Below are 26595 nucleotides of genomic sequence, written 5' to 3'. Positions count from 1 at the left end.
CGCCCGCCCGTTCAGGCCCGCTCCGCCGGCAACGTCCGGCTCACGACCACTCCCGGCTGTCACCGAGATCATGACCGGGTACGGCTAGCGCAGGCCGGTCGAGCGCTTCAGCGCCGTCTGGATGAGCCGGTCGACCAGCGTCGGGTAGTCCAGCCCGGTCGCCGCCCACATCTGCGGGAACGCCGACGCCGGCGTGAAGCCCGGCATCGTGTTGATCTCGTTGAGGATCCAGCGGCCGTCGGGCGTGTGGAAGAAGTCGACCCGGGCGAGGCCCTCGCAGTCGAGCGCGTCGAACGCCTGCACGGCGATGCGGCGGACCTCCTCGATCGCGGCGGGCGGCAGGTCCGGCGGGATCGCCATCGCGGTGGAGCCGTCGAGGTACTTGGTCTCGAAGTCGTAGAAGTCGTGGCCGCCCGCCATCAGCACCTCGGCGGGCAGGCTGGCCTCGGCGGGGCCGTCGTCCTCGCCCTGCAGGACGCCGCACTCGATCTCGCGGCCCTCGACGGCGGCCTCCACGATCACCTTGGGGTCGTGCTCGCGGGCCTCCTCGACCGCCGCCTCCAGGTCGGCCTCGTCGGTGACGCGGCTGATGCCCATGCTCGACCCGGCGCGGGCCGGCTTGACGAACACCGGGGTGCCGTCCGCGAGGCCCAGCTCCTTGACCTCGTCGATCTTGCGTTTGCGTTCGCGCCGCCACTCCCGGTCGCCGATGAGGGCGTACGGGCCGACGGGCAGTCCGCGCGCCTGCCAGACGAGCTTCATGAACCCCTTGTCCATGCCGACGGCGCTGGCCAGCACCCCGGCACCGACATAGCGGACGCCCGCGAGGTCGAGCAGCCCCTGGATCGTGCCGTCCTCGCCGTACGGGCCGTGCAGCAGCGGCAGGACGACGTCGACCTCGGCCAGCGTCTCCGGAACCCGGCCCGGGCCGACGACCATCAGCCCGCGGCTGTCGGGATCGAACGGCAGCGCGAGCACGTGGCCGGCGCCGGACACCTCGGGCAGCCGGCCGTCCTCGATGGCGAGCCGCAGGTCGCCGGGCGGCAGCACCCAGCGCCCGTCGCGGCCGATGCCGATCGGCACCACCTCGTACCGGTCCCGGTCGATGGCGGCCATGACGGCGCCCGCGGTGACGCACGAGATCGCGTGCTCGGAGCTGCGCCCGCCGAAGACCACGGCCACGCGGATCTTAGAAACCTGGGACATGATGTCCGACTCTATCGGTGATCAGTCCGGCTCGGCCACGGGCGAGCCGGGCGCGTCCCCCCATCACACCCCGTACCGCTCGGGCTTCGGGGACCGCGAGATCAGCGACACCGCGGCCTCCTTGATCGGCATGCCGTGGTGCAGGACGGCGGTGACCGCCTCGGTGATCGGCATCTCGACGTTGTGCTTGCGGGCCAGTTCCAGCACCGCCTCGGACGACTTGACGCCCTCGGCGGTCTGCTTGGTGACGGCGATGACCTGCTCCAGCGTCATACCGCGGCCGAGGTTCTCGCCGAACGTGCGGTTCCGCGACAGCGGCGAGATGCACGTCCCGACGAGGTCGCCCATCCCGGCGAGGCCGGCGAAGGTGTGCTCGTCCGCGCCGAGCGCGGCGCCCAGCCGGGTGATCTCGGCCAGCCCGCGGGTGATCAGCAGCGCCTGCGTGCTGGCGCCGAAGCCGAGCCCGACCGCCATGCCGACGCACAGCGCGACGATGTTCTTCACCGCGCCGCCCAGTTCGCAGCCGACCACGTCCGTGGAGGTGTAGACGCGGAAGTACGGGGTCATCGTCGCGGCCTGGAGGCGCTGCGCGACGGCCTCGTCCACGCAGGCGGCGACCGCCGCGCCGGGCTCCCCGCCGGCGATCTCGCGGGCCAGGTTGGGGCCGCAGAACACGCCGACGCGCTCCTGCGGGATGTCGGCGACCTCGCAGATCACCTCCGACATCCGCCGGGTCGTGCCCATCTCGACGCCCTTCATCAGGCTGACGAGCACCGCCTCCGGCGGCAGCAGCGGCACCCACGCCGACAGGTTCTGCCGCAGGGTCTGCGCCGGGACGGCCAGCGCGACGAAGTCGGCGCCCTTCAGCGCCTCCGCCGGGTCGAGCGTCGCGCGGACGGCCTCGGGCAGAGTGACGCCGGGCAGGTAGTCGGGGTTCTCGTGGCGTTCGTTGACCGCCTCGACGACCTCGGGGCGGCGCCCCCACAGGACGACCTCGCCGCCCGCGTCGTGCAGCAGCTTGGTGAACGTCGTCCCCCAGGATCCGGCGCCCATCACCGCGGTACGGAAGGTCACGAGTCGCCCGTCCTCTGCTCCGCCGTGCGCTGCTCGGTGCTCCGCGGGCCGGACGGCTCCGCCTGCTCGGGGACGGCGGCCCGGGCCGTGCGGGTGGCGCGGCGCCGCTCCTCCAGCACCTTGTGGTGGTCGTAGCGTTCCATGGGCGGCTCCTGGCCGCGCAGCTCGCCGAGGAGGCCGGTGATCGCGGCCATGATGTCGTCGGTGGCGGCGTGCAGCGTCTCCCGGCTGAGCGGCAGCCCCTCGTACCGGGACAGGTCCACGGGCGGACCGGCGATCACCTTCATCGTCTTGCGGGGCAGCGGATGGAACCCCTTCTTCAGGCTTCCCGCCAGGCCCCTCTGCTCACCCTTCTTGTACGGCATCAACTCGTGCGCGCCCCAGCTCGCCACCGGGACGACCTTGGCCCCCGTCTTCAGCGCCATCCGCGCGACGCCCGTCTGGCCGGTCATGGGCCACAGTTCGGGGTCACGGGTGCAGCTTCCCTCCGGGTAGAACATCAGGCACTCGCCGTTCAGCAGGGCCTTCTCCGCGTCCTCAAGGACGAGCGCGGCGTCGGCGCGGTCGCGGTGGACGGGGATCTGCCCGGTGCCGCGCAGCACGGCGCCGATGAACCTCACGTCGAACAGCGTGGACTTCGCCAGGTAGACCGGGTAGCGGCCCGCCTCGTAGACGAAGTGGGCGAGCGCGAGAGGGTCGGACGCGGAGATGTGGTTGGCGGCGATGATGACGCCGCCCTTCCCGGGTATGTGGCCCCGGCCGCGCCAGTCCCGTTTCAGGAGCCCGAACAGCAACGGGCGCAGGATGACGATCGTGAGCTTCCGCCAGCCCGGCGAATATCCGTGGCTCATGCCCCGTCCCCTCCTCATTCCGTCCCCCTCCTCGGTCCATCCCCCGGATGAACGTGGGGTGTCCTCAAGTGTCGCGGTTACGTGCGCATAGTGTCGAGTTGCCATGTCTACAACAGCTCGGTCCACGGCGGCGCACGGCGCGCCTCGTCTCCACTGGTCGCTCGTCGTCCCCGTCAAGGTGCTCGCCAAGGCGAAGACCCGGATGTCCGCCGCGGCGGGCCCGCACCGGGAGGCCCTCGCGCTCGCGGTGGCGGCCGACACGGTCGCGGCGGCGCTGCGCTGTGACCGGGTCCGCGACGTGATCGTAGTCACCGACGATCCCCTTCCGGCGGCCGACCTCGCCGCCCTCGGCGCCCGCGTCGTGCCCGACGTGCCGGACGCCGGCCTGAACCCGGCGCTGGTCCACGGCGCCGGCCGGGGCCGCGAGCTGTCCCCGGACGCGGGCGTGGGCGCGCTGTCGGCGGACCTGCCCGCGCTGCGGCCGGACGAACTCGCCCGCGTCCTCGACGCGGCGGCGCGGGTGCCCGAGGCGTTCGTCCCGGACGCGGCCGGCGTCGGCACCACCCTGTACACGGCCCGTCCCGGCGTCCCGTTCTCCCCCGCGTTCGGTGGTGCCTCCCGTGCCGCCCACCGCGCCCGCGGCGCCAGGGAGATCCTCCTCCCCGGCACCGACAGCGTACGCCGCGACGTCGACACACCCGGCGACCTCCGCGCCGCCCTCGCCCTGGGCACCGGCCCCCGTACCGCGGCCATCGCGTCCCGCCTGGCCTCGTTGGCCTAGAGTTCCGGTCATGCAGGGGACGGTGAAGGCGTTCGACGCGGAGACGCGGTCGGGGAGCGTGCTGCTCGACGACGGGACGGAGCTGGCGTTCGACGCGGAGGCGTTCGCGGCGGGCGGGCTGCGGCTGCTGCGGTTCGGGCAGCGGGTGAACCTGGCGCTGGAGGGCGGCCGGGTCTCGGTGGTGACGCTGTCGACGTTCCCGCTGCCGTCCTGAGACGTGTCAGCGCCCGGGACCGTTTCGGTCCCGGGCGCTGTCGCGGTGAGACTACTTCTTCCCGGCCACGAGGTTCTTGAAGTCCGCACCGGCCTTGAACTTCGGCACGGACGTCGCGGGAACCTCAATGGTCTTGCCCGTTGCGGGGTTGCGGGCCGTGCGGGCAGGCCGGTCGGCCTTCTCGAACGAACCGAACCCGGTGATCGCGACCTTGTCGCCCTTGGCGACGGCGGTCTGGATCGCATCCAGGATCGCGTCGACCGCCTCGGCTGCGGCCTTCTTGCTGCCCAGCCGTTCAGAGATGGCGTCGACCAGCTCACGCTTGTTCATGGGTTACTCCTCTAGTTCCCCCCTTGCCCGAACGAAACTAAGGGAGCCTCAGCATGGACACAATCACCTGCACCCAAGAGTTGGCGTGTCGCTGACGTTTTTGTCGGCCTTGCCCCTGTCTCGCCGGGTTACCGGACCGAATCCGGCTACTGCGCCACGCTAACCGACGTCGGGGCCGTCTTGGAAATCGGCGAGGAACGCGTCCAGCCTGCGGGCGGCCAGTCCGGCGTCCCGTTTCGCCAGATCGGTGATCGCCAGCAGGTGCCGGATGAGCCGCTGCCGGGTCTGCGGCGGCAGCGGCGCGACGGCCCGATGGGCGTCGCGCAACTGCCGCGCGAGCAGCGTCAAGGCAGGATCGTCCCACTCCGGCCCACCCCACGGCACCGCGCTCAATTCACATCCCCAGACGGTCGACGGCTCAGCGCACAAGAGAAATTGTCTCTGGTGCGCGTACCGCTCGATGCGTCCGGGGGTGTGTTGAGCGTTGCCCCTGGTACCCGGCACCGACCGGCACGGGTTCCAGGGGCGCCCCCGGGTCAGACGGCCGTCGGGAGCCAGGCCGGGCGAGACTCCTCGTAGGTGGTGATGGCGTCGGCGTGGCGGAGGGTGAGGCCGATGTCGTCGAGACCTTCCATGAGGCGCCAGCGCGTGTAGTCATCGATGTCGAAGGACGTGACGACATCGGCGTAGCGGACTTCGCGCTTGTCCAGGTCGACGGTGATCTCCAGGGCGGCGTCCTTCTCGACGCGGGTCTGGAGGTCTTCGACCCGGTCGGCGGGCAGGACGACGGGCAGCAGGCCCATCTTGGTGGAGTTGTTGCGGAAGATGTCGCCGAAGCGCGGGGCGATGACGACGCGGAAGCCGTACTGCTGGAGGGCCCAGACGGCGTGCTCGCGGGACGAGCCGGTGCCGAAGTCGGGGCCGGCGACCAGGATGCCCGCGCCCTCGTGGCGGGGCCGGTTCAGGACGAAGTCCGGGTCCTCGCGCCAGGCGGAGAACAGCCCCTTGTCGAATCCGGTGCGGCTGACCTGCTTGAGCCAGACGGCCGGGATGATCTGGTCGGTGTCGACGTTGCTGCGGCGCAGCGGGACCGCGCGCCCGGTGTAGGTGGTGAACGCTTCCATCGTGCTTCCTTACAGATCGGCGGGAGCGGCCAGACGGCCGGTGACGGCGGTGGCGGCGGCGACGGCGGGCGACACCAGGTGGGTGCGGCCGCCGGGTCCCTGCCGTCCCTCGAAGTTGCGGTTGGACGTGGAGGCGCTGCGTTCACCGGGCGTGAGCTTGTCGGGGTTCATCGCCAGGCACATGGAGCAGCCTGCCTCGCGCCACTCGGCACCGGACGCGGCGACGACCTCGTGGAGGCCCTCCTCCTCGGCCTGCTTCTTGACCTCCATGGAGCCGGGGACGACCAGCATCCGGACGCCGCTCGCGACCTTGCGGCCCTTCAGCACATCGGCGACGGCGCGGAGGTCCTCGATACGGCCGTTGGTGCAGGAGCCGACGAAGACGGTGTCGACCTCGATGTCGCGCAGCGGCGTCCCGGCGGTGAGGCCCATGTACTCCAGGGCGCGCTCGGCGGCCTGCCGCTGGGCGGGGTCGGAGAAGGACGCGGGGTCGGGCACGGACTCGGCGAGCGGCAGGCCCTGGCCCGGGTTGGTGCCCCAGGTGACGAACGGGGTCAGCTCGGCCGCGTCGATCACGACCTCCTTGTCGAAGACCGCGTCGTCGTCGGTGCGGAGGGACGTCCAGTACTCGACGGCCTTGTCCCAGTCCGCCCCCTGGGGCGCGTGGGGGCGGCCCTTGAGGTAGGCGAACGTGGTCTCGTCCGGCGCGATCATCCCGGCGCGGGCGCCGGCCTCGATGGACATGTTGCAGACCGTCATGCGGCCTTCCATCGACAGCGACCGGATGGCCTCGCCCCGGTATTCGATGATGTGGCCCTGGCCGCCGCCGGTGCCGATCCTCGCGATGATCGCGAGGATGAGGTCCTTGGCGGTGACGCCCTCGGGCAGCGCGCCGTCGACGGTGACCGCCATCGTCTTCGGCTTGGTCTGCGGCAGCGTCTGGGTGGCGAGGACGTGTTCGACCTCGCTGGTGCCGATGCCGAAGGCGAGCGCGCCGAACGCGCCGTGCGTGGAGGTGTGCGAGTCGCCGCACACGACGGTCATGCCGGGCTGGGTCAGGCCGAGCTGCGGGCCGATGACGTGGACGATGCCCTGCCCGTCGTCGCCCATCGGGTGCAGCCGGACGCCGAAGTCGGAGCAGTTCTTGCGCAGCGTCTCGACCTGGGTCCGCGACACCGGGTCGGCGATGGGCTTGAGCAGGTCCGTGGTCGGGACGTTGTGGTCCTCGGTGGCGATGGTCAGGTCGGGGCGGCGGACCGCGCGGCCGGCCATCCGCAGCCCGTCGAACGCCTGCGGGCTGGTGACCTCGTGGACGAGGTGCAGGTCGATGTAGAGGAGGTCCGGCTCACCCTCGGCGTGCCGCACGACGTGCGCGTCGTAGACCTTCTCGGCCAGTGTTCGGCCCATCACTCCCACCTCATCTGTAATGATCGTCGGCGCTCCGTCGCGCCGTGTTCTCCGTCACCCCGACTTGCATCTCATATTACGAGACGTCAATATCAAGACATGGACAACTCTAGCGGAGTCGGCGTACTTGACAAAGCCGTTCTCGTGCTGAACGCGCTGGAGGCCGGTCCGGCCTCGCTCGCCCAGCTCGTCCAGACGACCGGGCTGGCCCGCCCCACGGCCCACCGGCTCGCCGTCGCGCTGGAGCACCACCGCCTCGTGCACCGCGACACGCAGGGGCGTTTCATCCTCGGGCCGAGGCTCGCCGAGCTGGCGGTCGCGGCCGGCGAAGACCGTCTGCTCGCGATCGCCCAGCCCATCCTGGCCCAGTTGCGCGACCTGACCGGGGAGAGCGCCTCGCTGTTCCGCCGCCAGGGGGACGTCCGGGTCTGCGTCGCCGCCGCCGAGCGGACGAGCGGCCTGCGCGACACCATCCCGGTCGGCGCCGCGCTCCCGATGACGGCGGGTTCGGCCGCGCAGATCCTGCTCGCGTGGGAGGAGCCCGACCGGCTGCACCGGGGGCTGCGCAACGCGAAGTTCGAGGCGACGACGCTGGCGTCCGTCCGGCGGCGCGGCTGGGCGCAGAGCGTCGGCGAGCGCGAGCAGGGCGTCGGGTCGGTGTCCGCCCCGATCCGCGGTGCGGGCGGGCGGGTGATCGCCGCCGTCTCCGTCTCCGGCCCCCTGGAGCGCCTCACCCGCTCCCCCGGCAGGCTGCACGCCGCACCCGTCGTCGCCGCCGGGGAGAAGATCTCCGAGGGGATGCGCCGCACGGCGTCCTGACCGCCGGAACCCGGGGCCGGCGGCTGGACGGCTCCCCGGCCCCGCGCCCGGCTCGCGATGCCCGATCTCGAACCACCACAACCCGGACACACATTGGATAGTGCCAGTATCCAAACGTCCGGCCTCGATACCGTTGGCCCCCGGTAAAGGGGGGTTCGACGGTGCAGATCTCCGAGCTCAGCGATCGCAGCGGGCTCACGGTTCAGACGATCAAGTTCTACATCAGGGAGGGCCTGCTGCCGAAGGGCGCGGCGGTCAGCGCGACCCGCTCGGAGTACGACGGCCGGCACCTGGAGCGGCTGCGGCTGATCATCGCGCTGCGCGAGGTCGGCGACCTGCCGGTGGCGGCGATCCAGCGGGTCATCGCCGCCGTCGAGGACGACCGGGTCGGCCTGCACGAGCTGTTCACCACCACCCGGCACGCCATCGGCCCGCACGTCGCCGCGCCGCACGACCCGAACTGGCGCGCCGCCCGCGAGGACGTCGACGCCCTCGTCCGCGAACTCGGCTGGACCGTCGGCGAGGACGCCCCCGCCCGTGATCTGCTCGCGCACACGTTCGTGGCGCTGCGCCGCCTCGGTTTCCCCATCACGCTGAAGGACCTGCGCCCCTATGTGCGGGCCGCGACCGAGGTCGCCGGCCACGAGATCCGGCGGGTCTGCGAGGGGGCGCCCCGCAGCCGGACGGCCCATTCGCTGCTCGTCTCCACCGTCCTCTACGAGCAGGTCCTGACGGCCCTGCACCGGCTGGCCCAGGAGGACGCCTCGGCCGGCCGCTTCGGCACGCAGTGACCCACGCCATTTCCCATAAACTCAATCGGAATTGGTATTCATGGCCGGGCGATAAGGCATTCACTTCGATCGCCTAACATGAACGGCGATGACCCCCACGCAGCCCCCCGGCCCCTCCAGTGCCAGGTGGACCGACCGCCTGCTCGCCGAGGGCGACGATCCCGACCCGCGTTTCTCCCTCGCCAACGAGCGCACGTTCCTGGCCTGGATCCGGACGGCGCTGGCGATGATCGCGGGCGGCATCGGCCTCGCGCTCGCCGGCGGCCTGGTCGAACCCGTGCTGCGGCACGGCCTCGCGGTCGCGTTCGCCGCGACCGGGGCACTGGTCGCCGCCCTCGCGTTCCACCGCTGGCTGCGGACCGAACGCGCGCTGCGCCGCGCGGAGTCCCTGCCACCGCCGGCGATCGCGCCGATCATGGCGTACGGCACCGCGATCGCCGCGCTCATCCTGCTTGTGACGTTGCTGGTCACCCGGTGAAACTCGGCGATCCCGGGGCGCAGCCGGAGCGGACGGCCCTGGCCTGGTCCCGGACCGCCCTCGCGCTGATCATCGTCGGGCTGCTGTGCGTGCGGCTCGCGCCGTCGCCCGCCGCCGTGGTCATCGCCGCCGTGGTGGTCTACGGCGGAGCCATGCTGCTGCTCCGCCGGGCCCGCACCGGCCTTGCGCGGCAGCGCAGAAGGCTGGCGTCCGGCGGCGGCACCGCCGACCCGCTCTCCGCGCTGATCATGTCGGGCCTGGTGATGCTGCTGGCCGTGGTCGCGATCCTCTTCGCCCTCCACTGATTCGCCCTCCACTGATTCGCCCTCAGCTGAGCCATGCGGCGGACGCATGGCCGCCGTGCAAGACCTTCGCTGGTGTCATGCCACGCCGCCGCCTAACGTCGGTCCCGCCATGACACGAAGCGCAGTTCGGGCTCACCGGTCATGACCTCACCGCACTCGCCGACCTCACTAGGAGAACCGCACAGATGCGCGTCACGCTCGGCAATCCCGCGACCGTCCCCGCGCCGCCGAACCCCGCCTACTCCCACACCGCCTACGTCACCCAGGGCCCGATGCTGTACGTGTCGGGGCAGATCGCCCTGGACGAGAACGGCAAGGTGGACGCGCCCGGCGACATGACCCGCCAGTCGGAGGTCATCCTCTCGCTGCTGGAACGCATCCTCGCCGCGCACGGCGCGGGGTTCGCCGACGTCGTCAACATCCGGACGTTCCTCACCGACATGGACCTCCGCCAGGAGTACGGGGCCGTCCGCCGCCGCTACTTCACCGGCGCCCCGCCGACGAGCACCACCGTCGAGGTGTCCCGCCTGTTCCATCCGGACGCGCTGATCGAAGTCGAGGTCGTCGCCGCGATCCCGTGATCAGGGCCGCAGGTTCCCCGCCACGTCCCGCAGCTCCGCCAGGAACGCGGTCACGGCGGGAGACCTGCGCGCGTGCCGCCCCACCGCCGCGTAGACGCGGCGGCGCGGCCGGCCGGATGCCACGGCGCGCAGCACGACACCGTCCCGCGCCAGGGCGGAGGCCGCCAGGGCCGGGACGAGCGTGACGCCGAACCCCTCCGCGACCAGGCCCAGCTTGGAGATCCATTCGGCGACCCGCAGCGGCGTCTCCGGCGCGAACCCGGCGGCCTCGCACCGGGTCCGCAGCGCGGCGATCGCGGCCGGGTCGTCGGCGACGATCCACGCCTCATCGGCCAGCTCGTCCAGCGGAACGCGGTCGAGCCCGGCGAGACGGTGACCGGCCGGCAGCGCGACGAGCAGCGCCTCCTCCAGCAGCGTCACCAGGTGCTCGGCGTCGACCGACGGATGCTTGTACGTGCTGACCAGGGCGATGTCGAGGTCGCCCGCGTCCAGCATCGGCAGTAGCCGCTCGGTCGTCCCCTCGCGCAGCAGCGGCCGCACCCCCGGATGGCGGGCCCGGAACCGGGCGAGGGCACGCGGCACGAGCGCCGCGTTCGCGGTGGGGAAGGCGCCGAGCCGCAGCGTCCCGGTGTCGAGCCGGCGCAGCCCGTCCAGCGCGCGGGCGGTGTCGGCGAGCCGGTCGAGGAGGGCGCGCGCGTGCGGCAGCAGGAACTCCCCGGCGGGGGTCGGCCGGACGCCGCGGGCACCGCGCACGAACAGCTCCACGCCGCAGACGTCCTCCAGCGACGCGATCTGCCGCGATACGGCCGACTGCGTGTAGCCCTCCGCGGTGGCGGCGGCGGTGAAGGAGCCGAGGTCGGCGACGGCGACGAACGTCCGCAGCAGGACGGGATCGAGGGCTTCGGCGCGCACAGGACGCAGGATACGGGCCGGTTGGAATTCGGGACGATCACCCCGCTTGGTACCCTTCTCGCCTCACACTCCGTCATTCCCGCAGGTCCCCGCCAGCGTTCCACGCCGAGGTCGTCCATGCCCGAGAGCCGCCCGTTCGTCAGTCTGGCGACCGATTTCGGCGCCGCGTACACCGCCATCTGCGCGGGCGTCGTGTACTCCATCGCGCCGCAGGCGAACGTTCTGGTGCTGAGCGACGAGATCACCCCGTTCGACATCCGCGAGGGCGCGATGCTGCTGCGGCAGGCGCTGCCGTATCTGCCGGTCGGCGTCCACGTGGGCATCGTCGATCCCGGTGTCGGCACGCCGCGGCTGCCGGTCGCGATCGAGACCGGGCGCGGGGACGTGCTGGTCGGCCCGGACAACGGGCTGCTCGTCCCGGCCGCGCAGAAGCTGGGCGGCGTCGTGCGGGCGCACGCGCTGGAGAACCCGGCCTACCGGCTGCCGGAGGTGTCGGCCTCGTTCCACGGCCGCGACATCTTCTCCCCCGCCGCCGCGCACCTCGCCGCCGGCGTCGCCGTCACCGACCTCGGTTCGCCGGTGGAGCCGCTGCCGCTGGACGTCCCGCCGCCGTCGGCGGGCGGCGGGGAGTTGACGGTCCCGGTGCTCTACACCGACCGCTTCGGCAGCCTCGTCCTCGGCGCCGAGCGGGCGGACCTGACCGCCGCGTTCGGCGACCTGCCGCCCGGAACCACGCTGGACGTCGCTTGGACCGTTCCCACCCCGGGCACCGCGCGTGTCACGTTCGAGGAGACCTTCGGCGGCGTCGCGACCGGCGAGCCGCTGCTGTGGATCGACTCGTCCGGCTGGCTGGGGCTCGCCGTCAACCAGGGCTCCGCCGCCGAGACGTTCGGGCTCGCGGGTGCGCGAACCCTCACGCTGCGCCCCGCCACCCCCCACTCCTGATCACGAAAGCTGGAGGCACCTCTTGTCCCGCCGCCCCCTAACGGCAGGTCGGCTGCGGCATCCGGGGAGTTGAAAACCACAGCAATGAGGTCATTACCGCAGATATCGGCAATTGCGAGTCCACTTTGAGCCGTAATCTTCGGGCCAAGATCCCGGAGGGTTGACCGAAGCCGGCAGCGCGGTCTTAGGAGAGCATTTCAACGACGGATGCACTCCAATCTGCCGCAGGCTTGAAGACTGACGGTTCGGCAAGCAGCGCCAGTTCACGTCTTGACCGCGGCAGTAGCCCAAGAGATTCTCTGGCGAAGGCGGCACTCCGGCGCCGAAGACCGGGGATCAGATCGGTAAGCAGTGGAAACTTGCGCAGCCTCACCGCAACCAGCGTCAACATACACCTCACAACATCCGACAATGATATGGTAACTCATTGTGAAAATGGTGGTGCAGGTGAAGTTGCTGCCAACGCCTGATCAGGCTGCGGCGCTAACCGAAACTCTGCATGCCTGCAATGTCGTCGCCGATTGGGTGTCCCAGGTGGCGTTCGATCGAAGAGTGTTCTCGCGGGCTGGGCTTCAAAAGCTCCTGTACCTGGAGGTAAAGGCGCGGGGGTTGTCCGCGCAGCCAGCGTTGCATGTGATCCGTAAGACCGCTGACGCCTACACCACTCGACGAGCGCAGATCGCGAGTGGGCTGCTGGGCAAGCCCGGATCCGCACGTCGAGCCAAGGCCGAGGGCAAACCGATCACCTTCCGTCCGGACGCCGCGCATCCGTTCGACGATCGCTGCCTATCGTGGCAGACAGACGTCCTAACGGTGTCGATCTGGACCACCCGGGGCCGGATAAAGAACCTCCGTTTCACTGGCGAGCCGTCCCAGCTCAAGACCTTGGCTGAGCATCGCAAGGGCGAAAGTGACCTGGTGTACCGGACCGGCAAGTGGTTCCTGGTCGCCACCTGCGAAATCCCCGAGCCTCCGCTGAACACTCGCCCACGTGACTGGATCGGGGTGGACCGAGGCATCGTCAATCTGGCCACCACATCCGACGGTGTCAACCACCAGGGCCGCAGCCTGCAACACTATCGGCGTCGCATGGCCCGGGTCCGTGCCAAGCTGCAGGTCACGGGCACCAAGTCCGCCAAACGCAAACTCAAGCGACGCGCACGGCGCGAGCAGCGGCACACCGCGCACGTGAATCATAAGATTGCCAAGACGGTAGTGGCCGATGCCCAACGCACCGGACGCGGCATCGCCCTAGAAGACCTCCAGGGCATTCGCGACCGGGTACGGCTCAAGCGGCACCAGCGGGCCACCTTGTCATCCTGGTCATTCCACCAGCTCGGCGAGTTCATCGCCTACAAAGCTCGTCGCGCCGGTGTACCGGTACTAGAGGTGGATGCCGCCTACACCTCGCAAATCTGCCCGCGGTGCAGGCACGTCTGCCGCAAGAACCGCCCAACTCGGGAAGAGTTCCGTTGTGTGCTCTGCGGGCTCGCTGGCCCTGCCGACCACATCGCTGCCGTGAACGTCCGCGCTCGGGCGCGCACGGTGTGGGCGTTTGTCAACACGCCCCATGCAGCCATGTCACCGTCTCCCGGTTTGAGGCAGTCATGAGCCGCAAGTCTGTTCCAAGGAACGGACAGTTGACCTACACGCCCTACCTGGCGTCGGCGGTGCTGTTCGTGGCGTTGACGGTGCCGATGGCCCGGTTCACCGACCATCTCGCGGCCCGCGCCGAGCGGCGCCGCGCCCCCGGAGGCGGCACATGAGCGAACCGCGGCTGCGCGTCGAAGGCGTGTGGAAGGCCTACCGCTCCCGGCCGGTGCTGCGCGGCGTCGATCTGGACGGCGCGGACATCACCGACCCGGACGCCGACCCCGACGACGTCCGCAAGCGCATCGGGATGGTGTTCCAGTCCTACAACCTGTTCCCGCACATGTCGGTGCTGGACAACATCACGCTCGCGCCGGTCCGCGTGCACCGGCGTTCGCGCGCGGAGGCCGAACGGCACGCCCGCGAGCTGCTGGAACGGTTCGGGCTCGCCGACCGGGCCGGCGAGTACCCCGACCGGCTGTCGGGCGGGCAGCAGCAGCGCGTCGCGATCATCCGGGCGATGGCGGGCCGGCCGAGCCCGCTCCTGCTGGACGAGGTGACGTCCGCGCTCGACCCGGAGCCGGTCACCGAGGTGATGGAGATCATCCGGGAGCTGAAGGACACCGGCATGACGATGATCCTCGCGACGCACGAGATGGGGTTCGCCCGCGACATCGCCGACACGGTCTGCTTCCTGCACGACGGCGTCCTGCTCGAACGCGGCCCGGCCGAGCAGATCTTCGAGGACCCGGCCGAGCCCCGGACCCGCGAGTTCCTGCGCCGCGTCATCGAGTCCCGCCGCCTGTAGGAGACTGGTCGGCGTGCCGGTTCTGGACGTGGTCGCGTGGGTGCAGGTGTCAGGCGGCCAGATGCTCGCCGTCCGGTCCCGGGGCCGTGACGTGCTGTACCTTCCGGGCGGCAAGCGGGAGCCCGGCGAGGACGACTGGTCGGCGCTGTCCCGCGAGGTGCGCGAGGAACTGGACCTGGAACTCGACCGGGCCTCATTCCGGGAACTCGGCGTCGTCCGCGCGCCCGCTCACGACCAGCCGGACTTCGACCGCGTCCGCATGGCCTGCTTCACCGCCGCCTACCGGGGCACCATGACCGCGGCCGGCGAGGTGGACGAGTACGTCTACGTGGGACGCGGCGACCGGCACCTGCTGGCCCCCGCCTCGCGGGCCGCCTTCGACCTGGCCGCCGGCCACGGCCTGCTCGCCTGATCGACCTTCGGCTTCCCGGCCGGCGACTTAGGTCGCCGCGCGCACCGCCCGGTGGCCGACGCCGCGTCGGTGGCGTCCCGGAAACACTTGCGGCAGGGCGGCTCGACCAGCGAGGAGCAGACCATGCCACAGGTGCCGATCAAGCGCCGTATCGTGCTCGCCGGGGCGGCCGCGGCCGTCGCGTCCGGCCCGGTCCGGATCGCGCGGGCCGCGCCGGGACGGCGGCTGCCGCAGCGCGGCGTCAACTACGACACCGAGCGCGCGGTGTGGAAGCCGGAGTTCGTGCGGCGGGAGATCCGTGCGATCCGGCGGGATCTGCACTGCAACGCGCTCATCGTCCTCGGCTCCGACCTGGGGCGGCTGATGCGGTCCGCCCGCCACGCGGCGAACGAGGGCATGTTCGTGTGGCTGGAGCCGCGCCGGTTCGACCAGGACGCCCGGACGACGCTGCGGTTCGTCGCGTCGGTCGCCCGCGCCGCCGAACGGCTCCGCCGCGCGGGGGCCGGGATCGGCGTCTCGCTCGGCTGCGAGCTGACGATCTTCATGTCCGGCCTCGTCCCCGGTGCCGACTGGAGGGAGCGGGCGGAGAACCTCGGGGGCCCGGCGGGCGAGGGGTACAACGAGCGGCTGAACGCGTTCCTCGGACGGGCGTTGACGACGGTCAGGCCGCTGTTCGGCGGGCGGCTCACCTACACGTCCGGCGTGTGGGAGGAGGTCGACTGGCGCGGGTTCGACGCGGTCGGCGTCGACCTGTACCGGGACGCATCGAACGAAGCGACCTACGTCCAGGATGTGCGGGCCCTGCACAGGTTCGGCAAGCCGGTCGTCATCACCGAGTTCGGCTGCTGCACGTACCGGGGCGCGGACAGGCTCGGCGGGACGGGGTTCGACATCGTCGACTGGACGCAGGACCCGCCCCTCGTCCAGCCGGGATACGTCCGGGACGAGCGGGTCCAGGCCCGCTACATCTCCGAGTTGCTGGACGTCTACGAGGCGGAGGGCATGCACGGCGCGTTCGTCTACAACTTCATCGACGCCGACGCCCCGTACTCACCCGATCCCCGCCACGACCTCGACATGGCCGGGTTCTCGCTGGTCAAGGTGGCGCCGCCGGAGTCGCAGCTCGGCTATGCGCGCACGGGGCACTGGGAACCGAAGCTCGCGTTCCGCACCCTCGCGCGCCGGTACGCGGCCTAGAGGTCCGCCACACCGCTGGAGTGGGGGACCTCCGGCTCGGAGCAGCAGAACCAGGTGGTGGCCGGCCGGCCCCCGGGTCCCGGAACGTCGTTCACCCCGAGATGTCCACGCCCTCCGGGCGCGGGGCGCCACGGCGGCGCCGCAGCCGCGCGCCGAGTGTGACGAGGCCAAGGCCGGCCGCGTAGATGGCGAGGTTGACGGCCGCGTAGCTCCACGCGACGGCGTCAGGGTCCTTGCTGAAGGCCCGGGTGACGTCGTCGCCGCGGGTCGGGGACAGCGACGCCCTGGAGGCAGCCGTCGGCGAGCACCGCCGCGTCCTGGCCGTCCTCGCCTATGTCTCCCGCTAGGCGCGGCGGGTGCGGTCGGCCGCCGCGGCGGCGAGGATCATCTCGTCGACGACCCGGCGGGTCTGCGGGGACAGGTCGACGAGGGCGCGCAGCACCTCCGGGCGGATGACGCCCTGCTCGACGTCGCGGCGCAGCGCCTTGATCGTGAGGTCGTCGCCGATGGGGTCGGACTCGCCGGCGAAGCCGAAGTAGCCGATCGGCACGCCGAAGAACGTGGCGAGCGCGGTCAGCGTCTTCAACTGCGGGTTCTCCTGCCGTCCAGTGCGCAGTTTCCAGACGGTGGTGGATGAGATGTCCTCACCGGTGGCACGCGCGATGGTGGCGGCCGTCTCCACGTTGTTGCGCGGCGGCCCGGCGTCCGCCGGCCACAGGTTCTGGATCAGCCACTCGACCTTCTCGGCCAGGGACGCCCCCGGCGACACTCCGTCGGCCTGCTCCCGCATGATGCCCCTCCCCATGGCCAGTGATTTTAGTTGACCATATCCGCGCTCGTCAGCCAAGGGCACGCTCTGGCGTAGCGCGATCCCGGCTACTGCGGGACGTCCCGGGTGAAGGGGCGCAGCCGGATCACGATGTCGAGGAGGATGAGGCCCAGCGCGAGGCTGAACAGGACGTCGGTCAGCCAGTGGTAATCGGTCAGCGTGAGGCCCGCCCCGGCGATGAATCCCGTCACCACCGCGAGGTTGCGCCGGCGGAGCGGCGTGAAGGGACCGCGAAGGGCCGGGAGCGCCACGACCAGCAGCTCGAAGATCATCCACTCCAGCACGAACCCGTTGAGCGTGTGCCCGGACGGATAGGCGGTCCCCCCGTGGAACAGCACATCGGTGTTGCTGATCGGGAACGTCCGGGGGATGACCGCCTTGAGCCCGAGTTGCAGCCCCGACAGGACGATGACGATCGCCGCCGCCATGAGCGGGTAGCGCAGCGAGCGGGCCCGGAGCGCGGCGAGGCCGGCCAGCGGGCCGATGATGTACAGCAGGTCCCCGCGTTGGCCGAACTTGGCGCACACGTACACGAGGTCGAACCATCCGCCTTGCACATACGCGTCGTTGAAGCGGTGCACGACGCCGTCGAGATGCCTGAGCGGACCGTTCAGCAGCACGTCCACCGTGACCAGCACCATGATCGCCATCAGCAGCGCGTACCAGCTCTTCGATCCCCACCGCACGGGCGTGGCATTCCCCGCCGCCGCCGTTTCCCACCTGTCTCAGGGCGTGAGGATGGCGCGCCCCCGGATCCGTCCGGCGTCCAGGTCGTCGATCGCGGACTGGAAGTCGTCCAGTGCGTATTTCCGCGTGTGCAGGGTGACCGCGCCGCGGGCCGCGAGCGCCATCAGATCGCACAGGTCGTTGTAGGACCCGACGAGGTTCCCGATGATGTTGATCTCCGCGGAGATGATGTCGATCGTGGGAACGTCGATGTTCTCGCCGTATCCGACCACGTGGTAGTCGCCCGCCTCGCGCAGCATCCGCACGCCTTCCGCGGTCGTGCCGCCCTCGCCGACGAAGTCGACGACCACCTCGGCGCCACCGCCCGTAAGGCCGAGGACTTTCGCGACATGGTCCCCATCCGCGACCACACCCCGGTCGGCGCCGATCCCGGACGCCAGTTTCACCGCGTCCGGATTCCGGTCGACCACGATCAGCTCGGCCGGGCTGATCGCCTTGAGCACCTGGACGCCGATGTGCCCGAGGCCGCCGGCCCCGATGACCACGCACCGGTCCCGCGGCGTCAGCCGCCGCGCCGCCTTCGCCGCCGCGTGGTACGCGGTGAGCCCCGCATCGGCGAATGCGGCCACGTCCGCCGGCTCCAGCCGCCCGTCCAGTTTCACCACGCTGCGCGCGGACGTCTTCAGATACTCCGCGTATCCCCCGTCGGTGTCGATTCCGGGGAACTTGCCGTGCTCGCAGTGCACGTCGTCTCCCGACCGGCACGCCCGGCACAGCCCGCATGTGATCAGCGGGTGGACGATCACCTTGTCCCCCTCGGCGACGTTCGTGACCGCCGCCCCGACGGCGTGCACCCACCCGGCGTTCTCGTGCCCGATCGTGTACGGCAGTTCGACCCCGGACTTCTCGGCCCACTGCCCTTCCAGGATGTGCAGATCCGTCCGGCACACCCCCGCGCCGCCGATCTTCACCACGACATCGAACGGCCCGTCCACCTCCGGGACGGGAACCTCGCTCATCCGCAGGTCCTCGCCGTACCCGACGACCTGCACAGCCCGCATGCCGCTCATGGAAGACCCTCCTCGTGGACGTGGGATCGTCCACGAGCCCATACCCGGCCATCCACGGACCGACCCGAGCATCATTCGGCGCCGCGGCCCGCGAACCCTGAAACAGAAAAACCGCAGATCGATGATCTGCGGTTCCAGGTGTACCCCCGAGCGGATTCGAACCGCCGTTACCGCCTTGAGAGGGCGGCGTCCTAGGCCACTAGACGACGGGGGCCGGACGTTGCGCCCGCGCGTTCTCCGCCCGGGCCTCGCCCAGCTTACCGGACGCCGCCCCCCACCTCGAACCAGTTTCGCCCCGTACGCCCCGCAAGTCCCCCACGACCGGACACCTTGCCCCACGCGCACCTGTGCAACGCGCCGCACTGACCATCTCGATGCCCTGTGGCGCGTCTCTAAGGACGCACGATCCGCACAACGCACACGGAGACGCTGCGGCGGTTCCCCTACTGGCAAGCCAAAGCCGAGCCTGAGGTGAATACCGAAAACGGGCGGAGATGAACGCTCCCGCGCGTCCTGAGTTCAAAGAACGAAGATCGCGAAACTGGGACGTCGCAGATTAAAGGCCCCCGTGCGGACCCCAGCCCACGTTCGGGCGAAGCCCGAACACCGGGGGTTCCAGGGGGTCGCCCCCCTGGGAGAAATCGCGGGCTCCGGCGAAATCGAGCGAAGCTCGATGAGCACGAAGCCCCGCCTCGGGGGTTCCAGGGGGTCGCCCCCCTGGGAGAAATCGCGGGCCTCGGCGAAATCGAGCGAAGCTCGATGAGCACAAGGCCCCGCCACGTACCCCCGAGCGGATTCGAACCGCCGTTACCGCCTTGAGAGGGCGGCGTCCTAGGCCACTAGACGACGGGGGCGTGGTCCGCCTTGGGCGGACGCAGCTGGGGTACCAGGACTCGAACCTAGACTAAGTGAACCAGAATCACTCGTGCTGCCGATTACACCATACCCCAGTGAGGTACGGGCTCCCGAGCCGTTTCCGGCTGGTCGCTCGCGCCTCGATGAGAATACAGGACCTTGGGACAACGGCCAAAACGATTCCGGTCAGCGGCCGAAGTCGACGGGGCCGATGTGGCGGTGGCCCCACTCGACCAGGGGACGCAGGCGACGCCAGGACGCGCGGATGCGCGCGAGCACCTCGTCCGGGTCCCTCATCCACGGGTCGGCGGGCCAGCCTTCGTGGGCGTAGAGGGAGCGGTGCCGCAGGAGGTCCAGGCGCGGGTGGTCGGGGGGTGTGCCGCGGGGCCGGGTCTTGAGCCGGTCTCCGGCGATCTCCAGACCGGCGGAGCGGAGGTCGTCCACGATGGTCTGGAGTTCGCGGCCATACGTGTCGGAGCCGACCGCGTCGCGGTAGCGGCGGAGCTGCCCGGGAGTCGGCGCGTACATGCCGCCGGCGACCATCAGCCCATCCGCGTCTATCTGGAGGTAGAAGCCCTCGGGGGTGTGTCCGCCCTGGTGTGTTTTGTAGGGCGACTTGTCCTTGCTGAATCGGACGTCCCGGTACGGGCGGAAGAGTTTGACCGCGCCGAACTCCTCTTCGAGTTCGGCGCACAGCTCGGTCAAAGGCTCGCGCACGTGGCGTTCGTACGTCTCCTTGTGGGACGTCCAGTAGGGCTTGCTGTTGTCGGCCTGCAAGCCCTCGTAGAACGAGAACGCCTCGCCGGTGAAGCCGCCGAACGCCATGGTTCAGTCCCGGGCGACGACGCGGTTGGTGAGGCTGCCGATGCCCTCGATGGTGACGGTCACCTCGTCCCCGATCTGCAGGGGGCCGACGCCGGCGGGGGTGCCGGTGAGGATGACGTCGCCGGGCAGCAGCGTCATGACCTGGCTGACGTACTCGACGAGGGCCGGGACGTCGCGCAGCAGCAGGGACGTGCGGGAGTCCTGGCGGACCTCCCCGTTGACGGCCGTGGAGATCGCCAGGTCGGCGGGGTCGATCTCGGTCTCGATCCACGGGCCGATGGGGCAGAACGTGTCGAAGCCCTTGGCCCGCGTCCACTGCCCGTCTTTCTGCTGCAGGTCGCGGGCGGTGACGTCGTTGGCGCAGGTGTAACCGAGGATGACCTCGGCGGCGCGGGACGCGGGCACCTCGCGGCACATCCGGCCGATGACGACGGCCAGTTCACCCTCGTGGTCGACGCGCTCGGAGAGCTTCTGCGGGTAGGCGATCGCCTCGCCGGGGCCGATCACGGCGGTGGACGGCTTGGAGAAGATCACCGGCTCGGCGGGCGGCTCGTCCCCGCCCATCTCGCGGACGTGGTCGGCATAGTTCTTCCCGATCGCGATGATCTTGCTGGGCAGGATCGGCGCGAGCAGCCGGACGTCGGTGAGCGGGAGGCGCTGCCCGGTGAACGTCAGTTCACCGAACGGGTGGGCCGCGATGACGGCGACGGTGTTCTCCTCCACCACGCCGAAGGACATGCCGTCGTCGGTGGAGAACCTGGCGATACGCATGTTCGAGAGCCTAGTACGCCGTTCAGAGGCCGCACGCCTTGCCGTTCAGCTCGCAGCCCTTGGGGGTGGACGCGTGCCCGGCCGCGCCGAACTGGACCTCCCAGGTGCCGCCGGGCGGGATCGCGGGGGCGCCGTCCAGGTTCTTGATCTCCACCTTCTCGCCGCCGTGGACGAGCCGCGCGCCCCAGATGTTCTTCACGTCCGCCCCGGGGGCACGGAACGTCAGCTTCCACGTCTTCATCGGGCGGTCGGTGCGGTTGGTGATGACCATCTTGCCCTCGAAGTACCCATCGTCCTGCTGGACGAGCTGGTACGTGATCCCCTTGCCCTGCACCAGCGGGCCGATCGGCGCGGTGGTCGCCGGGGGCGGCGTGCCGGGCTGGACGGGCGGTTGCCCCGCCGCAGGAGCCGTGGCCGGAGGCGTCGCGGGCGCTCCGCCGGGCGAGGGCGTGCCGGACGCCGTCGGGGCCGGCCCGTCCGTCGCACCTCCGGCCGCCGGGGCGGACGCGGCCGGAGACGCGGGCTTCCCGGCCTTTTCCTCGCCGTCGGAGCCGCGGCCGGCGTACAGCAGTGCCGCGAGCACGGCTGCGGCGAGGAGCACCACCGCGACGATCACCGCGATGAGGATCATCGGACGCCGGGACCGCGACACCGGCGCTCCCCCGGACGGCATCGCCGGGGCGGTCGCATCGGGCGGCGGGACGGGGGCGGGCATGGGGGCGGGAGCCGGCATCGGGGAGGCGAACGGGGCACCGGCCGGAGAGGCGGTCTCGCCTTCGGCACCGAACTGCGCCGTCCACGGCGCCTCCGCGGGCTGCTCCGGCGCGGGCTGCTCCGGCGCGGGCTGCTCCGGCACGGGCTGCTCCGGCACGGGCTGCTCCGGCACGGGCTGCTCCGGCACGGGCGGCCGCCCGTCCGGCTGCGGGGGAACGGCGCCCTGCTCGAATGCCGCCGCCTGAGGTGCGGCGGACGCGGCGGGCTTCTTGATCCGGATGTCGCTGACGGTCACGGACGCCTTGTCCGCGTCGTCCCCGGGCCCGTCCCGGAAGGTCACGCCGGGATCGTCCCCGGCCCCGTCGAGGGAGGTCGCTGCCGGATCACCACCGGGAAGGTCCTGGAAGGTCGCCCCCGGCTCGTCCTCCGGCTCGCCCTCGGGGTCGTCGGCCGGAAGGTCGCGAGAGGTCGCTTCCGGGTCGTCCTCGGGATCGTCGGCGGGGAAGTCCTGGAACGTCACGTCCGCGAGGTCGTCCACGGGTTCGTCGACGATGGTCGAATCCGCCGCCGTGCCCGCGTCCGCCGTGGCGGCCTTGCCCGGGACGCGGAACTCGGCGGTCGTCTTGTGGTCCGGGGGCACGTACCCGGGCTCCTCGCCGCTCAACTCGTCCACCCTCCGCTGTCGTCGGTCTCATGGACTCCGACGACGGGCGAGACGGTTCGGTTCGGAGTTCGTACCGGACCGGAAGGGGTCAGCCGGCCGAGGCGGGCTCCAGGCCGCGGCGCGCGGCCTGCCGCAGCTGCCGGTTGAGCATGTCGGTGATGAGCTCGATGGCGTCGGGGGTGGTGGCGTCCTGGGCGCCGCTGAGCCAGCGGGTGGCCTCGGCCAGCAGATCCTCGGCCGCGTCGCCCGCCGGTCCGGCGTCGGCCATCCGCCCGAGCACGGCGCCGAGGCGCAGCGCGGCGTCGGCGCATCCGGACTCCGCGGCCCGCCGGTACCAGTCGGCGGCCTGCTGCAGGTCGCCCGCGCGCTCGTACATCTCCCCCAGGCCGAAGGCGACGTCCACCCAGGTCCCGTCCGTAGGACGCCCAAGGTCCTCGGGGGTCCACGGTCGGACGGACATACGATCACTCCGGTGATTCGGGGTCGGGGGGAGACGGCACGCGGAACACCACGCGTGCCGTGCAGGTCCCCTATAGTGGACGCTTCAACCGAAATCCGCCACTGATTCCGTCGGTTTCAGCGAATTTTCTTCGTGACCATACCGATACCAACGGAAACACCCGCGTTCTCGCGAACGATCCGGTGTCAGGGCATCCGATGGCGAGCCAGCGCGTCCTCGAAACCGTCGTGTCCCGCGGTGTAGGACCGCAGCGTGACCGGCGCACCCTTCGCACCGTGCTCCAGCAGGTCCGGGACGGAGCGGGGATCGGGCAGGACGTCGTCGCCGAGCTGGGCGGAGTCGCGCAGGATCGTCCGGACCCCGGGCTCCCCGGAGACGAACTCGCCGAGCAGGAAGCCCTCGGACTCGTTCCAGACGAGGGCCTGGAGCCCGAGGACGAAGGTCGCGTCCCGCGGGTCGGACGGGTCGAGCCAGACGTTCGAGAGCGGTATCCCGCGCGCCTGCAGCGCGTCGCCGACACGGGTGATGTAGCCGCGGGTGACATCGACGAAGGGGTCCGAGTGAGGCAGGGGCCGGAGACGGTCGATCACTGTTCATCCCTCTCTTCGGTCTCATACGAAGTATGAGGGAAGTTGACCTTGTATGTCCTGTTTCTGGCGAAAAAATTTGCTGAAGGCAGGCCAAACAGCCCCTTTCGCCACATTCCTCCCTTCAATCCCCCTTTTCTCGCTTGTCGCCGGGGCTTACGGCGAAGCGAGCCTGGGCGTGAACTGCGTGACGAGTTGCGGGACGAGCCAGGGCGCGACGACCGCGGCCCCCGCTCCCGCCGAGCAGAGCACCGTCAGCCGTCCGGGCACCGCGGCCCGCCGGCCCAGCTCGGCCGTGATCAGCATGACCGCGGCCCCGGAGACGGCCACGCGTGCGGCTCCGGCCCAGGGGTACCGCGCCACGCCCGGTTCGGGAACCGGCGTGAGCTGCACGACCGGCACGGCCCCCGCGCCCGGCTCGTCCGACATGACCGACTCCACCGCCGGCCGCGCGAAGACGGCCGAGGGGCCCGCCACCGCCGGTCGCTCGACCATGACCGGCCGCTCCGGGGCGCCCGGCATCCCCGCCTCCGCGCCCATCCGCCTGTCTTCCACCTCGAACTCCTTACGGTCAGCGGCCCGCTCCGCGGCGACCGAAGATCATGGACGCGGCTCGCCCGTCCGCATGACGTTGACCAGCGGCGCCGGACGGCGGCCCGGGGGCGCCGTGACCGGAAGCCGGCCGCGGAGGTCCAGCTTCCTCGTGTGGACGCCGATGAGCGCGACATAGAGCGACAGTGCCAGGAAGAGCACCGCGGGACCGAGGACCCACAGAGCCACCATCGCGGTCATGTTGAACCCTCCTTCGGGTGGTTTGCGATATCCCTTACATCCCAGAGATCCTGCTGCTAGCCTTGTGAAGGTTTCTCTGATGGTTGACTTGTACCGACAAGTTCATCACTCACCATGTACCCTTTTTTAGGATTGCAAACACGTAGGGCGGGAAGTAGTTGTTCAGAAGACCGGTTCTGTCCAACATCCGTCCCGCTCCGGGCGGTCGGTACGACCTGGAGCGGACATGGCCGGAAGGGAGCGGATCAGATGGCTCGCACAACGCCTCTCCGCTGGCGTGACATCGCCCACGACCTGCGCCGGCGCATCGAGTCGGGCGACCTCACCCCCGAGGACGGCGCGTCCGGACGGCGGCCGCTGCCTCCCGAGAAGGAGCTGGAAGCCCATTACCGCGCGTCCCGCAACACCGTCCGGGACGCGCTCTCCTGGCTCCGGCAGCAGGGGTACGTCGTCTCGGAGCAGGGCAAGGGGACGTTCGTCGTGCCCCGACCCAACATCGTGCACATCACGCTCCGCGCGGTCGAACTGGGTCTCGCGCCCGGCCCCAAGTCGGAGGAGTGGTACAACCGCGACGCCGCCATCCCCGCGAACCGGAACGTGTCGGTGTCGCCGGTGAAGGTGGAGGTCCAGGAGGGCACCAAGGTCATCGCCCGCTACCTGCAGACGAACCCCGGCTCGGAGTTCATCTCCCGCCACCAGGAGATCTTCCTCGACGACAAGCCGTGGGCCCTCCAGACGTCCTTCTACCCGCTCGACTTCGCCACCGGCGGCGCGTCCCGCCTGCTCTACCCGCGCGACATCCCCGAGGGCGCCGTGGCGTACCTGGGCGAGGCTCTCGGCTACCACGAGGTCGGCTTCCACGACGAGATCAAGGCCCGCGTCCCGGACGAGAACGAGAAGCGATTCTTCAGCCTCGGCGAGTCCGCGGCCGGCGTCGTCTTCGAAACCGTCCGGACGGCCTACTCCCCGGACGGCAAGGCCTTCCGGCTCACCGTGACGGTCTGGCCCGCCGACCGTGTGCGGCTGCACTACAACGACGGGCAGGTCCCCGACGACGTACTCCGGACGCCGGGTCTGGCGGCCAGCCGGGACATTCCGCCCGAATCCCCGCCGGCCGAGGACGCCGGAAGCGGATAGGCCGCCGCCGCCCGACCACGGCGGCGGTCACACACATCCATCCATAGGCCCCCCCTTCCCGACCGAAAGGGAGCCACCGCGCTCCCACATCCGGCCAGGAGGCGGGGGCTCGGTCTTTCTTTTTTCGGAGTCAGGAGCACGTGGACACCGACACAAGGGGCCGCCGGCGCAGCCGGGCCGCCCATGCCAGCTACCGCATCCGCCGCGCCCGGCCGGACGAGCTCGACGTCGTCCTCGGACTGATCGACCACGCGGCCGACTGGCTGCGGTCCCAGAAGAACACCTCGCAGTGGGCCCGGCCCTGGCCCAGCCCGGACGGGCGCCGCAAGCGCGTCTACGAAGCCCTGCTGGACGGGCAGACATGGCTCCTGTTCGACGGCGAACATCCGATCGGCACCGTGTCCATCAAGCTGATCGGCCACGAGGAACTCTGGACGCCGGAGGAACGCCGGACCGAGGCCGTCTACCTGCACCGCCTGGTCGTCGACCGCGCCTACGCCGGCGGCGGTCTGGGCGCCGAACTGATCGACTGGGCCGGACGCAAGGGCGCGTCCCTGCAGCGCAACGCGGAGCTGATCCGAATCGACGTGTGGACCGACAACACCGACCTTCACGCCTACTACCGCCGCCAGGGCTTCGAGGACGTCGCCATCCGCACCACCAGCGACAAGACCCCTTCAGGCGCCCTGTTCCAGAAACCCCTGCCTCCGTCCCCGCCCGCCCGTCCGAGCCGGATCATCGAGGAAGCGCCCCTGGAGGCGCATTACGCCCCCGTGTGACATCGCCGCAATCGGCACGGGCGTCCTCCATCCGGTGCGAACGGCGCGCTTCTCTCACCGCCATGGCCCGCACGTCCCGCGCCGGGGGACGTGGATGCCGCGTCAGACGAAGCGGACGAGCATGAGGTCGCTGTCGGGGGTTTCGCGCCAGTAGAAGGCGCCGGGGTCGCGGGACATGCCCTCGATCTCACCGGCGATGATCAGTGCGCGGTTGATGCAGTCGGTCTTGTTGTAGCCGGTCTGTTCCTGGAGGCGCTGGAGGGCCTGGACGGCCTTGCCGGTGAGGTTGACCGTCACGCGCTCGCTCTGCGGGGCGGCGTCGGCGCGACGGCCGGGATCGTCCGCGTCCATGGCCCCACCCGATGTTCCGGCGGCTGCCCGAGAGTTCGTCATGAGAGCTCACTCCAATCCCGGGGCGCGGAGCCCGGTCCGCCCTGCGTCCGATGCGGGTGTCGGGCACCCTCGCCGGTCAGGCGATCATACATCCCTTCGCCAGCAGAACCATGCCCCACGTACAGCATGCATGTGAGAGGTTCCCCCGATGATCGACGCGGAAACATCCGAGACTTGCGGCTTTCCATCAGGTCACACATTCATTAC

34 protein-coding genes and 3 tRNA genes are annotated in these 26595 nt (G+C 70.8%); 15 read left to right on the top strand and 22 right to left on the bottom strand.

Going from position 1 to position 26595, the window contains the following annotated elements:
- Positions 1-84: 84 nt before the first annotated feature.
- The 3 genes from ACQP1N_RS10475 to ACQP1N_RS10465 form a co-directional block, all read right to left on the bottom strand.
- The gene (locus ACQP1N_RS10475; RefSeq protein WP_067793716.1) at positions 85-1206 is read right to left on the bottom strand and encodes a D-alanine--D-alanine ligase family protein; all 1122 of its coding nucleotides are present in this window, start codon (positions 1204-1206) and stop codon (positions 85-87) included.
- A gap of 63 nt (positions 1207-1269) precedes the next feature.
- Positions 1270-2259 carry an NAD(P)H-dependent glycerol-3-phosphate dehydrogenase gene (locus ACQP1N_RS10470; RefSeq protein ID WP_067793776.1) on the bottom strand — a complete coding sequence of 330 codons (990 nt, stop codon included), beginning with the start codon at positions 2257-2259 and terminating at the stop codon, positions 1270-1272.
- Positions 2260-2276: 17 nt separating this feature from the next.
- A complete protein-coding gene (locus ACQP1N_RS10465) occupies positions 2277-3131 on the bottom strand; it encodes a lysophospholipid acyltransferase family protein (RefSeq protein WP_067793717.1) in 855 nt (284 codons plus the stop codon).
- Positions 3132-3234: 103 nt separating this feature from the next.
- On the opposite strand from ACQP1N_RS10465, the gene cofC reads away from it, so the two are divergent.
- The gene (cofC, locus tag ACQP1N_RS10460) at positions 3235-3912 is read left to right on the top strand and encodes a 2-phospho-L-lactate guanylyltransferase (RefSeq protein ID WP_067793718.1); all 678 of its coding nucleotides are present in this window, start codon (positions 3235-3237) and stop codon (positions 3910-3912) included.
- 10 nt (positions 3913-3922) lie between these two features.
- The gene (locus tag ACQP1N_RS10455) at positions 3923-4126 is read left to right on the top strand and encodes a cold-shock protein (protein WP_067793719.1); all 204 of its coding nucleotides are present in this window, start codon (positions 3923-3925) and stop codon (positions 4124-4126) included.
- 51 nt (positions 4127-4177) lie between these two features.
- On the opposite strand, the gene ACQP1N_RS10450 is transcribed toward ACQP1N_RS10455, so the two are convergent.
- The 4 genes from ACQP1N_RS10450 to leuC all read right to left on the bottom strand — a co-directional run bounded on the left by ACQP1N_RS10450 (position 4178) and on the right by leuC (position 6987).
- Positions 4178-4456: an HU family DNA-binding protein gene (locus ACQP1N_RS10450; protein WP_067793720.1), complete on the bottom strand. Its 279-nt coding sequence runs from the start codon at positions 4454-4456 to the stop codon at positions 4178-4180.
- A 159-nt stretch (positions 4457-4615) separates the two neighbouring features.
- Positions 4616-4804, bottom strand: coding sequence for a hypothetical protein (locus ACQP1N_RS10445; protein WP_242608854.1), 189 nt, complete (start codon positions 4802-4804; stop codon positions 4616-4618).
- A 188-nt stretch (positions 4805-4992) separates the two neighbouring features.
- Positions 4993-5580, bottom strand: a complete 588-nt coding sequence (leuD, locus tag ACQP1N_RS10440; RefSeq protein WP_067793722.1) for a 3-isopropylmalate dehydratase small subunit — start codon at positions 5578-5580, stop codon at positions 4993-4995.
- A gap of 9 nt (positions 5581-5589) precedes the next feature.
- Positions 5590-6987, bottom strand: a complete 1398-nt coding sequence (leuC, locus tag ACQP1N_RS10435) for a 3-isopropylmalate dehydratase large subunit (RefSeq protein ID WP_433230751.1) — start codon at positions 6985-6987, stop codon at positions 5590-5592.
- A gap of 99 nt (positions 6988-7086) precedes the next feature.
- On the opposite strand from leuC, the gene ACQP1N_RS10430 reads away from it, so the two are divergent.
- From ACQP1N_RS10430 to ACQP1N_RS10410, 5 genes are all read left to right on the top strand, one after another.
- On the top strand, positions 7087-7806 hold the full coding sequence (locus ACQP1N_RS10430) for an IclR family transcriptional regulator (RefSeq protein ID WP_067793724.1): 720 nt from the start codon (positions 7087-7089) through the stop codon (positions 7804-7806).
- Positions 7807-7967: 161 nt separating this feature from the next.
- Positions 7968-8597 (top strand): MerR family transcriptional regulator, encoded by a 630-nt coding sequence (locus ACQP1N_RS10425; RefSeq protein WP_067793725.1) that lies wholly within the window; start codon positions 7968-7970, stop codon positions 8595-8597.
- Between the two features lie 88 nt (positions 8598-8685).
- The gene (locus ACQP1N_RS10420) at positions 8686-9075 is read left to right on the top strand and encodes a YidH family protein (RefSeq protein WP_067793726.1); all 390 of its coding nucleotides are present in this window, start codon (positions 8686-8688) and stop codon (positions 9073-9075) included.
- Entirely contained in the window at positions 9072-9380 is a 309-nt protein-coding gene (locus ACQP1N_RS10415) for a DUF202 domain-containing protein (protein ID WP_067793727.1), read from the top strand. Before ACQP1N_RS10420 ends, ACQP1N_RS10415 begins: the two co-directional genes overlap by 4 nt.
- A 185-nt stretch (positions 9381-9565) precedes the next feature.
- Entirely contained in the window at positions 9566-9961 is a 396-nt protein-coding gene (locus ACQP1N_RS10410; RefSeq protein ID WP_067793728.1) for a RidA family protein, read from the top strand.
- On the opposite strand, the gene ACQP1N_RS10405 is transcribed toward ACQP1N_RS10410, so the two are convergent.
- Positions 9962-10873 carry a LysR family transcriptional regulator gene (locus tag ACQP1N_RS10405; protein WP_433230745.1) on the bottom strand — a complete coding sequence of 304 codons (912 nt, stop codon included), beginning with the start codon at positions 10871-10873 and terminating at the stop codon, positions 9962-9964. It lies immediately after the preceding gene.
- A 117-nt stretch (positions 10874-10990) separates the two neighbouring features.
- Between ACQP1N_RS10405 and ACQP1N_RS10400 the strand changes: the two genes are divergently transcribed.
- The 6 genes from ACQP1N_RS10400 to ACQP1N_RS10375 all read left to right on the top strand — a co-directional run bounded on the left by ACQP1N_RS10400 (position 10991) and on the right by ACQP1N_RS10375 (position 15825).
- A complete protein-coding gene (locus ACQP1N_RS10400) occupies positions 10991-11818 on the top strand; it encodes an SAM hydrolase/SAM-dependent halogenase family protein (RefSeq protein ID WP_433230743.1) in 828 nt (275 codons plus the stop codon).
- Positions 11819-12253: 435 nt separating this feature from the next.
- The gene (locus tag ACQP1N_RS10395) at positions 12254-13429 is read left to right on the top strand and encodes an RNA-guided endonuclease InsQ/TnpB family protein (RefSeq protein WP_433232654.1); all 1176 of its coding nucleotides are present in this window, start codon (positions 12254-12256) and stop codon (positions 13427-13429) included.
- A gap of 29 nt (positions 13430-13458) precedes the next feature.
- Positions 13459-13584, top strand: coding sequence for a hypothetical protein (locus tag ACQP1N_RS10390; RefSeq protein WP_255218776.1), 126 nt, complete (start codon positions 13459-13461; stop codon positions 13582-13584).
- A complete protein-coding gene (locus ACQP1N_RS10385; RefSeq protein ID WP_433230740.1) occupies positions 13581-14216 on the top strand; it encodes an amino acid ABC transporter ATP-binding protein in 636 nt (211 codons plus the stop codon). The genes ACQP1N_RS10390 and ACQP1N_RS10385 overlap by 4 nt, the downstream gene beginning before the upstream one ends.
- A 13-nt stretch (positions 14217-14229) precedes the next feature.
- Entirely contained in the window at positions 14230-14628 is a 399-nt protein-coding gene (locus ACQP1N_RS10380) for an NUDIX hydrolase (protein WP_433230737.1), read from the top strand.
- Positions 14629-14751: 123 nt separating this feature from the next.
- On the top strand, positions 14752-15825 hold the full coding sequence (locus ACQP1N_RS10375) for a hypothetical protein (protein WP_433230735.1): 1074 nt from the start codon (positions 14752-14754) through the stop codon (positions 15823-15825).
- 343 nt (positions 15826-16168) lie between these two features.
- Here ACQP1N_RS10375 and ACQP1N_RS10370 read toward each other — a convergent pair whose 3' ends face one another.
- The 13 genes from ACQP1N_RS10370 to ACQP1N_RS10310 all read right to left on the bottom strand — a co-directional run bounded on the left by ACQP1N_RS10370 (position 16169) and on the right by ACQP1N_RS10310 (position 24079).
- Positions 16169-16630: a helix-turn-helix transcriptional regulator gene (locus ACQP1N_RS10370; protein WP_131732687.1), complete on the bottom strand. Its 462-nt coding sequence runs from the start codon at positions 16628-16630 to the stop codon at positions 16169-16171.
- A 71-nt stretch (positions 16631-16701) separates the two neighbouring features.
- Complete coding sequence (locus ACQP1N_RS10365) at positions 16702-17340, bottom strand: phosphatase PAP2 family protein (protein WP_067793737.1); 639 nt, start codon at positions 17338-17340, stop codon at positions 16702-16704.
- Positions 17341-17379: 39 nt separating this feature from the next.
- On the bottom strand, positions 17380-18402 hold the full coding sequence (locus tag ACQP1N_RS10360) for an NAD(P)-dependent alcohol dehydrogenase (RefSeq protein ID WP_433232651.1): 1023 nt from the start codon (positions 18400-18402) through the stop codon (positions 17380-17382).
- 150 nt (positions 18403-18552) lie between these two features.
- Positions 18553-18625: transfer RNA gene (locus ACQP1N_RS10355), tRNA-Glu, on the bottom strand.
- A gap of 567 nt (positions 18626-19192) precedes the next feature.
- A tRNA-Glu gene (locus ACQP1N_RS10350) sits at positions 19193-19265 on the bottom strand.
- A 24-nt stretch (positions 19266-19289) separates the two neighbouring features.
- Positions 19290-19361: transfer RNA gene (locus tag ACQP1N_RS10345), tRNA-Gln, on the bottom strand.
- Positions 19362-19452: 91 nt separating this feature from the next.
- Positions 19453-20091, bottom strand: coding sequence for a DUF2461 domain-containing protein (locus ACQP1N_RS10340; RefSeq protein WP_433230731.1), 639 nt, complete (start codon positions 20089-20091; stop codon positions 19453-19455).
- 3 nt (positions 20092-20094) lie between these two features.
- Entirely contained in the window at positions 20095-20862 is a 768-nt protein-coding gene (locus ACQP1N_RS10335; RefSeq protein WP_067793739.1) for a fumarylacetoacetate hydrolase family protein, read from the bottom strand.
- A gap of 22 nt (positions 20863-20884) precedes the next feature.
- Positions 20885-22240 (bottom strand): cellulose binding domain-containing protein, encoded by a 1356-nt coding sequence (locus tag ACQP1N_RS10330; protein WP_433230727.1) that lies wholly within the window; start codon positions 22238-22240, stop codon positions 20885-20887.
- Positions 22241-22328: 88 nt separating this feature from the next.
- Positions 22329-22700, bottom strand: a complete 372-nt coding sequence (locus tag ACQP1N_RS10325; RefSeq protein WP_067793741.1) for an SEL1-like repeat protein — start codon at positions 22698-22700, stop codon at positions 22329-22331.
- Between the two features lie 185 nt (positions 22701-22885).
- Positions 22886-23290 carry a DUF6292 family protein gene (locus ACQP1N_RS10320; protein WP_433230724.1) on the bottom strand — a complete coding sequence of 135 codons (405 nt, stop codon included), beginning with the start codon at positions 23288-23290 and terminating at the stop codon, positions 22886-22888.
- 153 nt (positions 23291-23443) lie between these two features.
- Entirely contained in the window at positions 23444-23842 is a 399-nt protein-coding gene (locus ACQP1N_RS10315; RefSeq protein ID WP_131732685.1) for a hypothetical protein, read from the bottom strand.
- Positions 23843-23887: 45 nt separating this feature from the next.
- Positions 23888-24079, bottom strand: a complete 192-nt coding sequence (locus tag ACQP1N_RS10310; protein WP_067793744.1) for a hypothetical protein — start codon at positions 24077-24079, stop codon at positions 23888-23890.
- Positions 24080-24328: 249 nt separating this feature from the next.
- On the opposite strand from ACQP1N_RS10310, the gene ACQP1N_RS10305 reads away from it, so the two are divergent.
- Together ACQP1N_RS10305 and ACQP1N_RS10300 are read left to right on the top strand one after the other, a co-directional pair.
- Complete coding sequence (locus ACQP1N_RS10305) at positions 24329-25216, top strand: GntR family transcriptional regulator (RefSeq protein WP_433230721.1); 888 nt, start codon at positions 24329-24331, stop codon at positions 25214-25216.
- A 140-nt stretch (positions 25217-25356) separates the two neighbouring features.
- On the top strand, positions 25357-25995 hold the full coding sequence (locus ACQP1N_RS10300) for a GNAT family N-acetyltransferase (RefSeq protein ID WP_067793746.1): 639 nt from the start codon (positions 25357-25359) through the stop codon (positions 25993-25995).
- A gap of 102 nt (positions 25996-26097) precedes the next feature.
- Here the strand turns inward: ACQP1N_RS10300 and ACQP1N_RS10295 are convergent, their stop codons facing one another.
- Complete coding sequence (locus tag ACQP1N_RS10295) at positions 26098-26346, bottom strand: hypothetical protein (RefSeq protein WP_067793747.1); 249 nt, start codon at positions 26344-26346, stop codon at positions 26098-26100.
- Positions 26347-26595 lie beyond the last annotated feature (249 nt).

The sequence above is a fragment of the Actinomadura formosensis genome, from assembly GCF_050948385.1.
GTDB lineage: Bacteria > Actinomycetota > Actinomycetes > Streptosporangiales > Streptosporangiaceae > Spirillospora > Spirillospora formosensis.
The sequence above is the reverse complement of the archived record's forward strand: the minus strand, read 5'-3'. Positions and strand labels throughout refer to the sequence as shown.